10 protein-coding genes and 1 pseudogene are annotated in these 13,268 nt (G+C 49.2%); 6 read left to right on the plus strand and 5 right to left on the minus strand.

Annotated features, from left to right (window positions below; translation table 11 throughout):
* Nucleotides 1-12: 12 nt before the first annotated feature.
* Together Enr17x_RS26150 and Enr17x_RS26155 are read right to left on the minus strand one after the other, a co-directional pair.
* On the minus strand, nt 13-597 hold the full coding sequence (locus Enr17x_RS26150; RefSeq protein WP_145222006.1) for a hypothetical protein: 585 nt from the start codon (nt 595-597) through the stop codon (nt 13-15).
* Nucleotides 598-946: 349 nt separating this feature from the next.
* Nucleotides 947-2,104: a BON domain-containing protein gene (locus Enr17x_RS26155; protein WP_145312886.1), complete on the minus strand. Its 1,158-nt coding sequence runs from the start codon at nt 2,102-2,104 to the stop codon at nt 947-949.
* A gap of 544 nt (nt 2,105-2,648) precedes the next feature.
* Between Enr17x_RS26155 and Enr17x_RS26160 the strand changes: the two genes are divergently transcribed.
* Both Enr17x_RS26160 and Enr17x_RS26165 read left to right on the plus strand, forming a co-directional pair.
* Complete coding sequence (locus tag Enr17x_RS26160; RefSeq protein ID WP_145312888.1) at nt 2,649-3,113, plus strand: hypothetical protein; 465 nt, start codon at nt 2,649-2,651, stop codon at nt 3,111-3,113.
* A gap of 162 nt (nt 3,114-3,275) precedes the next feature.
* A complete protein-coding gene (locus Enr17x_RS26165) occupies nt 3,276-4,856 on the plus strand; it encodes a transglutaminase-like domain-containing protein (RefSeq protein ID WP_145312889.1) in 1,581 nt (526 codons plus the stop codon).
* 445 nt (nt 4,857-5,301) lie between these two features.
* Here the strand turns inward: Enr17x_RS26165 and rnc are convergent, their stop codons facing one another.
* A complete protein-coding gene (gene rnc, locus Enr17x_RS26170; protein WP_145312891.1) occupies nt 5,302-6,051 on the minus strand; it encodes a ribonuclease III in 750 nt (249 codons plus the stop codon).
* A gap of 508 nt (nt 6,052-6,559) precedes the next feature.
* Between rnc and Enr17x_RS26175 the strand changes: the two genes are divergently transcribed.
* A complete protein-coding gene (locus tag Enr17x_RS26175; RefSeq protein WP_145312893.1) occupies nt 6,560-8,080 on the plus strand; it encodes a Do family serine endopeptidase in 1,521 nt (506 codons plus the stop codon).
* 221 nt (nt 8,081-8,301) lie between these two features.
* On the opposite strand, the gene Enr17x_RS26180 is transcribed toward Enr17x_RS26175, so the two are convergent.
* The gene (locus tag Enr17x_RS26180) at nt 8,302-9,792 is read right to left on the minus strand and encodes a hypothetical protein (RefSeq protein ID WP_145312895.1); all 1,491 of its coding nucleotides are present in this window, start codon (nt 9,790-9,792) and stop codon (nt 8,302-8,304) included.
* Nucleotides 9,793-9,917: 125 nt separating this feature from the next.
* A complete protein-coding gene (bioD, locus tag Enr17x_RS26185) occupies nt 9,918-10,643 on the minus strand; it encodes a dethiobiotin synthase (RefSeq protein ID WP_145312897.1) in 726 nt (241 codons plus the stop codon).
* 216 nt (nt 10,644-10,859) lie between these two features.
* Between bioD and Enr17x_RS26190 the strand changes: the two genes are divergently transcribed.
* The 3 genes and pseudogenes from Enr17x_RS26190 to Enr17x_RS30190 all read left to right on the plus strand — a co-directional run bounded on the left by Enr17x_RS26190 (nt 10,860) and on the right by Enr17x_RS30190 (nt 13,252).
* Nucleotides 10,860-11,969: a hypothetical protein gene (locus Enr17x_RS26190; protein ID WP_145312899.1), complete on the plus strand. Its 1,110-nt coding sequence runs from the start codon at nt 10,860-10,862 to the stop codon at nt 11,967-11,969.
* Nucleotides 11,970-12,412: 443 nt separating this feature from the next.
* Nucleotides 12,413-12,700, plus strand: a pseudogene (locus tag Enr17x_RS30415) (FHA domain-containing protein); the annotation flags it as partial.
* Between the two features lie 117 nt (nt 12,701-12,817).
* Nucleotides 12,818-13,252 carry a hypothetical protein gene (locus Enr17x_RS30190; protein WP_232100863.1) on the plus strand — a complete coding sequence of 145 codons (435 nt, stop codon included), beginning with the start codon at nt 12,818-12,820 and terminating at the stop codon, nt 13,250-13,252.
* Nucleotides 13,253-13,268: the final 16 nt, after the last annotated feature.

Raw genomic sequence — 13,268 nt, forward strand, 5'->3', positions numbered from 1 at the left:
TTCTCTGAGTTCTTATTCAGACTGTGGTCCGGCACAGCGGATCAGGTGGTCGTGGTCGATGTAAACGACTTCTTTGGTCTGATCGGTGTTCGAGAAGGGAACGGGCCAGTCGGAACGGATGGTTTTGTCGTAGTACACGGTGCACTTGTAGTGACAGTGGTGCTGACGAGCAGGGCCGACCATGGGGTAGAACCGGCATTCGCCGATGCGGTCTACAATCGGTTCGACAACCATGCGGACGTTGTTGCGAGTCGTTTCTGCCAGGAACCAGACTCCGCCACCGGTTTTATCCGGAAGTGCTCTGATGACTTCATCAGGACTTGGAGGATCAAGACAGAACAGGGGAGCGTGTTCGCCTTCGACCGGATCCAGGATCTGGACTTTGTCGTAGCGTTCTTCTTCCCAGTACGTGTCTTCAATCAGCTGTGACCAGTAGGCCGTCACAGGGATTAAAGGAGTGGTACGCCAGAAGACTGAGCCGGCGTAGGTCACTTCGATCGCACCTTTGAGCAGCGTACAACCGCTGGCATTCATTGTTAACAAGCAGGCACAGCCCAAAAGCAAAGCACGGCTGAATTGCTTCCCGATTTTGAACATCCTTCTTCCTCCGGGTGATTTTAACGAAGTTGTTTTCAAAAGGAGAACTCCGTTTTCAGTGTTAGAGAGCATCTTGCTCTGGTAAGGAGATGTCATGTTCTGTCTCTTGGCATCCTGCCTGTTTCGCAAGAACATGATTCCATATTCTTCTTATCGGGCCGTCTGTCCGATAATCTTGTGAGAATTTGACGATTTTGACGATTTAAACGATAAAACTTACATTAAGTTTGGCTTTACCAGGACGCGTCTCAAGTCGTCTCTTTTGCCTGTCATCTCTTGTCTGTAAAAAAACCTTCCGGAAGAAAAACTCATTCCGGAAGGCTGTATTGTCTGATCCGTCTGCTGGTGATTACCAGTTTTTCGGATTCATGAACCACCACCAGCGATCGGTGCGTGGTCGGAAGTTTAATTTCCAGGATCCGTCATCCCATTCGAGTTGAGCCTGTCGCCATCCCAATGGCACTTGTGGGTAGGGATAGAATGGCCCGATGTAAGGGAATGCACTTGCACTGTATTGGCTTGGATAGGCAACCTGTGCATAGTTAGGGTAGTTTGCGTAGGTTGGCCAGGCTGTTTCAGGCAGGTGAGGACTGTTGTAAACATTGTTCGCTCCCCCTACTCCAGGTTGTGGTGCCATTTGAGGGGCCATCTGTGGAGCTCCGGCGGGGCCGGGGTGAGGAGCCTGATAATTCATGTAGTTCGTGGGCTGAATCATGGAGGCCTGTCGGGGAGCTGCCTGCATCAGTTGCAGACGGTTTTCCACCTGTTGGACGCCGGGAACCCGTTGAGCGATTTGAGTCGCCATTTGCTTTTCCTGTGGGCTTCCGATGGCTCCCTGCAGGATTGCTGTTCCATTTTTGAACCGAATTTCTACATCATGAGCAGAAGCCAGGGCTGGTCCCAGAGCTTTTGCCAGCTGTTCTGCCATTTGCTGATTATTCATCGCACGGGCAGGAGCAGCTTGACGGCCTGGAGCCTGATAAGAAACAGGTTGAACGTTAGAACGTCGATTTTCAACAGATTGTTCAAATTGAGCCTGTTGCAGTCCGCCTTTCAGAAACGGGTCAGAAACCGAGGCTTGAGTGATTTCCGCAGGTTTACGGAAGGGATTCAGACTTGATTTTCTGCTTTCGGCTCCCAGTGTCGGAACCTGTTTCTGAGCGACTTGAGTGACTTCCAGTCGATTATCAACACGGGAGACACCGTTGATTCTTGAAATCAAGCTGGTGGCCTGAGCTTTTTGAGCAGCGGTCGGGATTTTACCCGAGAGTACTGCAACTCCTTTGTTGTATTCGATTTCCATGTTGTAGCCGGTCAGCCGGGCTTTTCTCAGAACGTCGGCGATTTCATTCGCGACTTTCTGATTGTTAGTAATACTGCCGGATACAGCGGTCGAACTAGACTGATCAGATTTCTTGCTGAAGAAATCCAAGGGTCCGGCCATTGTGATACCGGGAGTCACCGCCATGATCCCCAGCGTTAAGACCCACTTACGATACCGTTTCATGAACAACTCCGTTCCCAATTGAGTTTTGTGTTTTCGTCCATTACATCAAAGCTATATCAATTGTCCGGTTTACACGGTGAGTCATTCCTGCTGCGCAAACGAAACAATTAGATTGCTATCCTGATGATCGGTTATCGGGGTCCGGTTAAATAAGTTATTCTGATTATTTCGATGGAATTGGTTAAATGTTCTTGGGTATGGTGAGGTGTGTTTTTTTGTAAGTGTATATATAATATAGAGATAAGGTTTTGTTGTGTTGTGAGTTGAATATCGGGGAGAATCGCATCATTTATGTGGGCGTATGGTCGTATGTATATTTTTGGGTCTGGGTTTTGCCAAACAGGGGACGTCTTCAGGCAGGAAAGTCATGAGAGTGCATCTGATTCGAGCCCCTTTTCAGGCCCAAACTTCAAAAAAATGCGTTCTTCGTGCACAGAGGTGTTCTTTGTGCGTAGTCATTCCAGAAATGAAATGTTATGCTAACTGGCTCAGGGAATTCCCATTTCAACAATTAATAGAGTTCTATTTTACCAAAGAATAAACAATGGCTCGAAAGTCACCAAGTCGTCTGGAAATGCGGCGTCAGGCAGAAGCTGCCGAAGCGGAAGAAAAAGCATCTCCTAAGAAGAAAAAAGCCGCTAAAAAGAAGAAGGCTACCCGCAAGAAAAAAGCAGCCAAGGCGGAAGTCCGTCGGCGGTTATTCTGGGGTGTTTTCACTGGCAGTATGAAGGAAGAGTCTCGTTTTTCCTATGATCAGCGAAGTGCTGCTGAGGAACGCATTGAACAATTGCGTACGAAAAACGCGAAGAAGCTGTACTTTATCCAGCCAATTAAAGAGCCTCTGGATGGCGAAGTCGCGGTTACGAAAGCGCCCGTCGAAGAAGAAGAAGTCGTGAAACCTGCTGAGGAAGCAGAAATTGACGCTGACGAAACCGACGATGATGCTGATGATTTGGAAGTCGAAGATGAAGATGTCGCTGCGGTCGATGATGAAGATGATCTCGATTGAGGGACGGATATTGAATCAATTCCGCTTTCCCGGTGACATACAAAATAGATAAAATAATCCCTGCGATTCAGGTTTGCATCGTGGGGATTTTTTTATGTCCGGGATCAAGTTTTCTTATCTTATGTCGTTCAGCCTTATTTGAGTTCGGGGAAAGTTCAGAAAATGACAGTTCTCATCAACTCCAGTCGCATCAACGCCATCCTGGGCTGTTTCATCCTGATTCTGTTGTTCTCAGGTCTTTCTGCCTGTTCTCAGAGCCCTGCGCGGGAGGGAGATGCCAAGACAACTGAAACGGACAGCAAGTCTGCCGGCGTTGTGGCTGTGAAGGATGCAGAAGTCTGGCAGGTGATTTATGTGAATAACCAGCGGATCGGCTATGCCTATTCACAAACCCGCATTGATGACCACGGGGAAAACAAGGTGGTTCACAATCAAAGCGATTCCTACCTGAAACTAAAGCGTTTTGGGCAAACGCTGAATATGGAGACACATTTAAAGACAACAGAAACACCAACTGGGGAACTGTTGTCGTATACGTTTCAAATGAAAAACCCGCCCGCCGACTCTACGGTTTCAGAGGGCAAAGTCAAAGGGGGGCAGCTCACTGTCGAAACCAAAATCGCCAACCAGGTGACGCGGTCTCAATTGAAGTGGGAACCTGCGTTTCATTCCCCCAGTTATCTCGAACAAATGTTTAAAGATGCTCCGATGCAGCCGGGAGAGCAGAAATCATTTTCGATGTTGCTGCCGGAATATAATAAAGTATCGAAGGTCAGTCTGAACGCCTTGGATTATGAAACAGTCGAATTGCATGGCGGCGTGGAAGAGAAATGTCTGCACGTCAAGATGAAGCAGGAGTTGCTCCCTGGCATGGTCGTCGATTTGTATGTCACGAAAGAGGGAGAAATCCCCAAGACGGCGGCTGATTTTCTGGGGTCGTCCATGCTGACCTATATTGTCAGTAAAAAGGTGGCTCTGGAAGAACTGTCGGGCGGGGAATTGGATCTGGCCGTTCAGACGCTGATTAAAGTCACTCCGATTCCCGGAGCACATAATACGGAAAAGGTCGTTTATCAGCTGACGCTGGACGATGGTGACCCCGCCGAGTTCCTGGTGAGTGGAGACACCCAGCAGGTGAAAAAACGGGACGAGCGGAGTGTAGAACTAACCGTCGTAAAGGCACCGGTGCCGACGCAGTTCCCGGAAGCGAAAGTGGATGACGAGTATAAAGAGCCGACCCAGTTTATCCAGTCGGATGATCCACGTGTGATGAAATATGCCGCGGCTGCGGTCAAATCTGTGCAGAACCCCTGGAAACAGGCAATTTTGATGGAACGCTATGTTCATCAAAACCTGAAGAAGAAGAATTTCTCAACCGCCCTGGCGTCGGCAGCGGAGGTGGCCAGGAATATGGAAGGGGATTGTACGGAACATGCTGTCCTGCTGGCGGCGATGTTGCGGGCTCAAAAGTTGCCTTCCCGGGTCGCGGTGGGGTTGGTCTATATTCCCAGTCGGTCCAGTTTTGGCGGCCATATGTGGACCGAAGTGTTTCTGGATAACCGCTGGATTCCACTCGATGCCACCTTGGGAAAAGGGGGGATTGGCGCAGGACATATCAAGCTGGCAGATTCCAGTCTGTCAGACAATGCCCCGGCTCCACTGGCAATCTTTCTTCCCATCCTGCAGGCAGTCGGCAAACTCTCGATCGAGGTCATCGATTCCAGTGCAAAAACGGCGCGCTGAATCAATAACCGGCCCTCCAGTCGGTATGACAGGGTTGTAAGTCTTACATTTCACGGCTCAAACTCCGGGTTTTCGCTTTGCAAGAATTGCAATTTGACTTAATGCGAAACAGCACGTCAGAAAAACAAAAAATGAATTTCCCTTGTTTTCAGGCGTTATAGAACGATTGGCGAAAAAAGAGGAAATGCTCCGAGTCGATTGGCACGGTTACTGCATTATGTCTGCTCTGGGTAAAGAGAGAGACCCATCGAATTTTAAAGAGTTGAGAGACTTTAAAATTCAAGAGAAGAGAGAGACAATCCTTCCGACCCGTGGAGGCGGGTCAGCCCATCCTGGGCCACTCCAAAACATCATCCCCATCTTAGAGCCGAGAGAATTCCCGTATTCTCTCGGCCCTTTCTCATTAATAGAGGGCGATGAGAATATCGGTTCTTTCAAGGCGATCTCAGGAATGATCCGGGAGTGCCGGCAGTTCCCATTCTTCGTCGCTTTCGTCTTCATTCATGCGTAAGGCATTGAAGGCGGCACGTTGCTCTGCTTCTTTTTTGGTGGAACCCCAGGCCGGTTCATATTGATGATCGCCGATGATAGCAGTGACCTTGAAAAACTTGGAATGGTCGGGGCCTTTTTCATCCAGCAGTTCGTAAACGGGAGTCTGTGCGAATCGCTTTTGTGAATATTGCTGCAGCAGGCTTTTGTAATTGAACCCGTGGACAGAGCGGGATGCTTTGGCGTTCTCGCGTTCAATCAGCGGATCGAGAAAGCCGTGTACCGGCTCCATGCCGCCATCCAGGTAGATGCCGGCAATGATCGCCTCAAACATGCCTGCTAATAATGATTCGGGAAGAGTTTCAGTCATCGCCAGCCCCTTGCCGACGAAAATGAAACGATCCAATCCTTTTTCCCGTGCCAGTCTGGTGCAGGTATTTCGGCTGACGACGGCTGATTTGATCCGCGTCAGTTCACCTTCGGGGGCATTCGGAAATTGGTGAAACAGTTGTTCGCAGACGACCGATCCCAGAATAGCGTCGCCAAGAAATTCCAATCGTTCATTCGAATCAATGCGTGTTTTGGCGGCAGAGGTATGTGTCAGACAGCACTTTAACAATTCGCCATCCGAAAAGCGATAACCCAGATTTTGTTGACACTCGTCAAGGAGTTGATCGATCTCTGCGGGGCTGAGATCGTAAAGCATGTACGTCACCTCTTATTTAATGCCGTTAGGGAACATCAAAATGGTCAATCGATTCATTGCATAAGTAAGGCCCGCACAGGAGATAAACAACCTCCCTAAGTATCTAGAAATATTAACATTAGCATCGATTTGAAGAAAACAAAAAAGCAGAGATTCAGGGAATTGGTTGAAAAATATTCAGGTTTTCAGGGCAAGTTCAGATTCTGTAGCGAGTTGACAGGCACAAAATCCCATCTTTTTTTCCAAGCGGCCCCAACAGATCTCCCGACTTAGCTCGTAGTATTAATCAGTCCAGCCGCTTGATGAATTAACAAAGTTCAAAAATGTGCACGCAGCAAGGTCATATTTCCAACGATGAGGCAGATATGAGCTTCACAATTTTTGTAACAGCGTAATTTTTGAAAGGTAAATTTGGGATTTGAGTCGCGTGTCTTTTTTAGTATTAATTCCATAAAAGTGATGGCCTCAGGTAGAGCTTTAAGCCATTAAAAGTAGGAGGGTAATTTTAATGAAAGCGTTAACAGGAAATCGAAACTGGATGTTCGCTATCATAGGTAGCGCCTGTCTGGTTGGCGCAGCGGTTGGGATGGCTCAAAAAGATACGAGCCCGGATGTCCCTGCGGCGGCGACCGTACAAGAATTGTCGAATGTATTTCGTGATATCAGCCGCAGGGCAATGCCGGCGATTGTGTCGATTGAAACAGTCAGTAAAACATCTCAAATCGCTGATTCCAAAGCGATGCCCTTTGGTGATAATTCACCGTTTCAAGACCTGTTTGAAAATGATCCCCGTTTCAAGGACATGTTCAAGCAATTCCAGAACCAGCAAAATCAGCCTCGGCGACGGGCACCTCGAAAAATGGGGACCGGTTCCGGATTTATTATCAATAAGTCGGGTCTGGTGATGACTAACTCACACGTGGTCAATGGCGCCGACGTGGTCAAAGTGACCTTGAATGATGGTCGTGTCTTTACTGCAAGCGACATTCGGATGGATCCCCGTTCTGATGTGGCTGTGATCAAAATTGATGCACCAGACCTGAAGGCACTGCCTATGGGCGACAGCTCTCAAATGGAAATTGGTGACTGGGTACTGGCGATTGGAAATCCCTTCGGGATCGGAATGAGTGTGACGAACGGTATCATCAGTGCCAAAGGTCGTGGGCCAGGCATCAATGACCGCGAAGACTACCTGCAGACCGATGCCGCCATTAACCCTGGTAACAGTGGTGGTCCGCTGTTGAACTTGCGTGGTGAAGTCATTGGGATCAACACTGCCATTTCCAGCCGCAGCGGTGGATACGATGGTGTTGGATTCGCGATTCCTGTGAACATGGCTCGCTGGGTTTCCGGTCAGTTAATTGATCACGGAGTAGTAAAACGTTCCTTCCTGGGTGTTGGCATTCAGCCAATCAGCAATGAACTGGCGCAATCCTTTGACATTAAAGTCGGCCAGGGAGCTATCATCACACAGGTGATGGAAGGTTCTCCTGCGGAAGCAGCCGGTTTGCAAACAGGTGACATTATTCTGAACTTTGCGAATAAGGATGTCTCCGGACCTCGTAACCTTCAGGGAATTGTGGAACAGCTGGTTGTTGGTAAATCCTACATGATGGAGGTTTTACGAGATGGCAAACGCATCAATAAAAATCTCACCATGAAGGAAATGCCGAAGAGCTTCTCGGTCGCGAAAGATGAAAAGCCTCTGGAAGGTAAAAAGCAAGAGAAGCAGAAAACGAGTGTGAATGAACTGAAGATTGAAGTTCAACCTTTAACTGAAGAACTGGCGAATCAGTTAGGCTACTCGGATCATGTCAAGGGAGTGGTGATCACTTCTGTCGAGCCTGGTAGTGCTGCTGAAGAAGTCGGTTTAATGAAAGGCATGATTATTGAAAAAATTGGGACAACTGAAGTCTCTTCGATGGATCAATTCAATCAAGGATTGAAAGAAGCAAAAGGGAAGGACAGTGTGTTGCTGCTGGTCAGAAACCACAGCGGTGCCCGATTTGTTGTGGTTCCTACGAAGTAATTTCAGGAATGTACTCTCCTGAAAGTGACTGGTGCAAGTCTCCGTCACAGGAGGCTTGTGCCAGACACCAGTAGCGGAAAGAGCCGTCCTCATTGATAATTCCTCACCGCATCGTATGCGGTTCCGCGTGACGTCTCGGTGGTATCCTTGGATTACCGCCGAGGCGTTTTTTTTATTAATCCGCGGCACTGACCCCTTGTGCAAGTGAGACGCAATCCCGGTCAGCTGGTTGGCAGCGATTCTTCTTTCGATTCAGCAGGAGACTCAGGTTCGATCTGATCGCTGTTGAATACGACCTCGATCAATGTGGTCACCCCGCGATGTGATTTGGGGTGATAGCCTTTGCGCAACTGGAGTCGCCAGACCAGTTCCCCTTTTAGATCATCGATGCCTGCTTCGTTGGTGGCGACATACGTTTCGATACTCTCGCCAGGCGCCAGGTTTTGCGGTTTTGCTTCCTGATTAATATTCTGGCCCTTCAGATTCCATTCCCAGGAAGGGGGCATATCGTAAGTCAGAACGCGTTTTCCGCTGGTCCGCTTCTGGTCAACGCGACTGACGAAGTTATTTGCCCGCATCTGCGACTCCGGAGTTTTGCCAGAGACGCGTGTCAAAAGCAGCTTCTGGTCGAGGGGCTCGAAGGTCTGATCTGAGGAGACGTTTTCAAATTTCAAGTAGAGTTTTAATACCTCTTCTGAAGGCGCGCGGGTTTTCGATGTGTCGCCGGTGTAGTGTTCGAATTCGAGTGGTCCCCGCGTAACGCGGAGCGGCGTCACCAGGACATTGCCGAAACGCCGTCCGGGTTCCCCCAGTTTCAAAGTATGCCCGGGAGGTAACTCTGCATTTTCGGGAACCAGTTGCAACGCAATTTCGTCATTTTTGACCGGTGGTTTCAGATCGGGCAGGCTTTCCAGTTGATGTGGATCGCCGAGATATTTCTTGTATAACAACATCGCGATCATAATCGTGGCGGCGATGGCGTAAGTCAGAGTCAGCGTGAATAACCGTTTGGAAACCACTTTCGGTTGCCGGTAATCTGATGGCGCTGGCTGGCTTTCCGGTTCTGAACTGGTTTCTTCTGCTGCAGTGGCTTCTGCCGATGATTCTTCTGTCGCTGTTTCTGACTCTATCGTGGGCTCGTCTTCCGAAGTGGATTCTGCGACTTCTGTTGAGTCTTCTGCCGGGACGTCCTCTTCTGTCGTTTCGGTCTGTGCTGCGGAGTCCGTCGTTTCTTCTGTGGTGTCTACCGGCTCCGATTCCGTTTCTCCAGAATCGCCGCTGGCAGCAGGCAGAAAAGAAAATGGCGATGCCGATTCCGGTTCGGGGTCAGTCTTTGTCAGATCAAAATCGTCTGTATGATCTCCCTGCGGGTGCGCGAAGGCATGCACTGATTCCAGGCCAGCATTTTCTTCCGCTGTGATCGTCGCGTCGGTTTCTGTGGCTTCTTCCGTAGCTTCGTCTCCATTCTCGCTTTCATCGGCAACCTCCCCTCCTTCTTGGGCCGCGTTCTCACTTTCCGATTCCGAATCTGTGACAGACGATTCTGACTCTGCGACTTCTGTTCCATCTGACTCCTCTGAGACCAGTACCGGCTCATTGGTTTCAGGGTCGATTTGCAAATGCTTTTCACAGAGCGGACAGGCAACGACTTCCGCGACTTCTTCGATTTGGATGGAACCCCCACAGGCGGGGCAGGTAACATCAATACTCATCCATTTCTCCGGTTGAATTCTTTTACGTAATAGGAAAGCGATTGTGACAGCGGCCGATTCGGCAGACCTGTTCTCTGTTGGTATCTAATTTCAGGCGGCCCTGATCTGGTGCAGACATTGACAAATCAGGAGTGATCCCTCGCAAGCTGTCTCCAGTCTATTCTGTCTTGAGTCTGATGGTGAAGCAAGTTCGACTGCCAGTCAAAGGGGACAAAAGACAAAACGGGCACGGTTGTCCATTGTTGTATCTGTGCCGCATTCGAGTTGCGCGATTCATCACTGAGTTCGGGATCGACATCATTCAGTATTAAGCCGGCAATCGAAAAGCCGCGCTGCTGCAGGACTTCAATGGTGAGCAGACTATGATTGATTGTTCCCAGGCCAGCGCGTGCCACGATCAGAATCGGGAAGTTCAATGCGGCTGCAAAATCAACAACCAGCAGATGATCCGACAGGGGGCAGAGAACGCCGCCAACACCTTCAACAAGCAGGAAATCGACCTGGTCCTGCCACCAGAGAACTCCCTGACTTAACAGCCCTTCATCAACCTGTTTTCCCTCCTTTTCCGCTGCCACCGGTGGTGCCAGTGGGGCGTGAAAGGTCTGAGGACAGATGCGTTCTGCAGGAAATGTACCGCCAATCGATTCTGCTAAGAGGGCCACATCTTCCCAGTAATGACGACCGGACTGTTTCTCTGTCAGACTACCGCTGCACGCTGGTTTATAAGCGCCGGTGCGGATTCCCTCAGACGTTAACTGTCTGGCGATGGCGGTCGAGACAAACGTCTTGCCGACGTCCGTATCGGTGCCTAGAATCATCAATCCGGGAATGTTTAATGAAATAATGTCCACTTTGGTTTCCTGGTCTATGCAGCCATCTTGCTCGTTTTATGGAACAACCACCGGTCCCTGCTTGCGATCTGGCCTGTTTCGCTTTTATGATTCTATTATACAGAAGTAAGCGTGATCTGCATGGGGTGTGGCATCGGTTTTCCACTCATCAGCCGGCGCATCGAGCAAGTAAACGAGCATGGACCTGAATTTCTTTTAGAGAATCTAGATCGACAAATGAAACGTAAAAGAGGATCCTCCGGCGGTGCCAGTCTCGATTCACTGCTGGATACGATGACCAATGTGGTTGGCATTCTGGTAATTCTGTTGACGGTGACCCAGTTGGGGGTTGGCGAGGCAGTTGATCGTATCAAAGAAGCGTTGCCGGAAATCACCGACGAAGATATGGAACGCTCTAAAAAACAGGTAGAAGAGCTGGATTCTCTGCTGGAGCTGGAGCAAGAGCAACTGCAGACCGTAAAAGAACTGACACAGCAGAAAAAGGTCGTCAATATTGACGAACAAAAGAAGCTGGCGGAAAAGCTGAAGAAAGAGCTGGAGAAATTAAAAGAGATTCAGATCAATATTGAGGAACTGAAGAAGCAGATCGCGGAACGGGACAAAAAAGTGAAAACGATCGAGGAAACGATCGTCACAAAAGAAACCGAACTGGCTGATATCAAAGCGAAACTCGCCAAGACACCCGATCCGGGGCCCACACCCAATGCCAAGATTGTGAATCTGCCCAATCCCCGCGATGCACCCAAAGAAGCCAAGCCTGTTGAATATGTTTGCTACGATGGTCGAGTCTTACGAGTGGATATCCCGCTGCTACAGGCATTAGCGCTGAAAGCGATTGCCCAGAGTCGACTGGTGACAGCTCAGGAGCAGGCGGTCGATTGCGACAAACTGGTCAAACTGTTTGAAAACAAGAATGTCGGGAACCGTGACTGGCGGATTAAACTTAAGCCGGCGGGCGGTGTGCCTTACCTGATTTTAGAGCCACGTGAGGGGCGCGGAGATACATCAGAACGGCTCCGAAAGCCGTCAGCCCTGTTTCGGCAAGATCTGAGGCGAATCAATCCGCGGTTGTTTTATCTGAATTTTCGCGTCTGGTCAGACAGCTACGATGCTTATCTGGTCGCGCGGGAATATGCTGATCAGCGCGGTGTACTGGCGGGATGGACTGCCTTGGACAGCAACTCCGAATTCCGGGTTTCGCTGGGAGGCAATATCAAGCTGACTTGCGAAGGGTATGTTCCGCCGAAAACAACCCCCAAGCCACCCGAACCGAATCTGCTGCCCCCGCCGACGGAACGGAAACTGCCTGGCAATAAAATTGACTGAGGCCATTACGAAGCTGCCCGTTTTTCAATGGGAGAACGCCTTAACCGAGCGCAGCTTTCTCTGCACACCTTAGCCAAATTCTCAATGAACAGATTCTTATATCTGGTCAAACATTCGTCCCAGGTCCTTCATCTAAGTCAATCAGAATCCGGCTGAGGTGTTTCCTTTGTTAACAAGGATCTATAAAGCCTTTGACGGGGAAAGTCTTTTTCTTTTTCCTATTTTGAATCAAATTGACCAGGTCTGTGCTTTACTAAATTGACTAACCGTCACAGAATTTGGTTTGGTTGATGCTCTAAACCATCAATGATTTTTGATCAAAAAGTAACTCGAACGTTTTCTCATGCTGCCCTCAACAGACGGTCGATTCAGTCCTATGTGGCATTGAAAAAGAGCCCTGAGGAATCACAAAGTTCCCGTCTCAACACGAGGTTGAAAAGTCTGTGGTTGTAGAATCTTCCCACCAGTATTCTCTGGAAATCACTAAGGGAAAAACAAAATTTCCCGTGCGTCCTCTTCAAGAGGACCGACTGACGATAGGAGCAGGCTCCAGCTGTGGTCTCCAGTTAGCCGGTGATGAGATGCCGATCCTGCATACAGTAGTGCATCTGAAATCAGGGGAAGTTACTATCGAAGCCATCGCTCCTCAACCAAAATTATTACTGAATGGGATCCCGGTACAATCATCAGTCGTATCCGATGGTGATGTGATTACAATTGGGGCAATCGAATTTGTATTTCGTCTATCCAGCCCACAAACAGCAACGAGCGTTACCACCGCTCCCTTATCTGGCTCGCCGCTTGAGACGAGCGCCCCTTTCACCCCAGATAAAAAAAGAGATCACTCAATGACGAATGAAACTACTCTGAAGGGCCTGTCAGCGTCTGAACTTATCGACCTGATTGAGCAGGATTTTCAATTGATTGAACAATACGAAACACGAAGGGAACAGGGGGCTGCTGCATTATTGTCACAGATTAAACACCAGAAAGAGGAGCAGGAAGAATCACTTGCCGATCACGAGCAGCTTTCCGACGAAGAACAGAAAGGCCTGCTGGCTGATCTGGAAGCGATGATGGAAGAACTGACAAAGTTCTCCGAAGAGCTTCAACAACGAGCCGACCAGCTCACCAACCGCGAACAGAGCTATGAAGTTGCCGCCGCTTCCTTACTGGAAACACAGGAAAAACTGGCCTCACAACTGGATCGTACTCTGGACCATGTCGGTACCATCAAAGGCGACCAGAAAGAAGATGAAGGCCCCAAACGCGCGATTGCCTGATACATTCTTATTTACA

Source organism: Gimesia fumaroli (genome assembly GCF_007754425.1).
Classification (GTDB): Bacteria; Planctomycetota; Planctomycetia; order Planctomycetales; family Planctomycetaceae; genus Gimesia; species Gimesia fumaroli.

Excerpts from the sequence above, each read along its gene's own strand:
- Enr17x_RS26150 (WP_145222006.1), bottom strand. The coding sequence starts at position 597 with ATGTTCAAAATCGGGAAGCAATTCAGCCGTGCTTTGCTTTTGGGCTGT.
- Enr17x_RS26155 (WP_145312886.1), bottom strand. The coding sequence starts at position 2,104 with ATGAAACGGTATCGTAAGTGGGTCTTAACGCTGGGGATCATGGCGGTG.
- Enr17x_RS26160 (WP_145312888.1), top strand. The coding sequence starts at position 2,649 with ATGGCTCGAAAGTCACCAAGTCGTCTGGAAATGCGGCGTCAGGCAGAA.
- Enr17x_RS26165 (WP_145312889.1), top strand. The coding sequence starts at position 3,276 with ATGACAGTTCTCATCAACTCCAGTCGCATCAACGCCATCCTGGGCTGT.
- rnc (WP_145312891.1), bottom strand. The coding sequence starts at position 6,051 with ATGCTTTACGATCTCAGCCCCGCAGAGATCGATCAACTCCTTGACGAG.
- Enr17x_RS26175 (WP_145312893.1), top strand. The coding sequence starts at position 6,560 with ATGAAAGCGTTAACAGGAAATCGAAACTGGATGTTCGCTATCATAGGT.
- Enr17x_RS26180 (WP_145312895.1), bottom strand. The coding sequence starts at position 9,792 with ATGAGTATTGATGTTACCTGCCCCGCCTGTGGGGGTTCCATCCAAATC.
- Enr17x_RS26190 (WP_145312899.1), top strand. The coding sequence starts at position 10,860 with ATGAAACGTAAAAGAGGATCCTCCGGCGGTGCCAGTCTCGATTCACTG.
- Enr17x_RS30190 (WP_232100863.1), top strand. The coding sequence starts at position 12,818 with ATGACGAATGAAACTACTCTGAAGGGCCTGTCAGCGTCTGAACTTATC.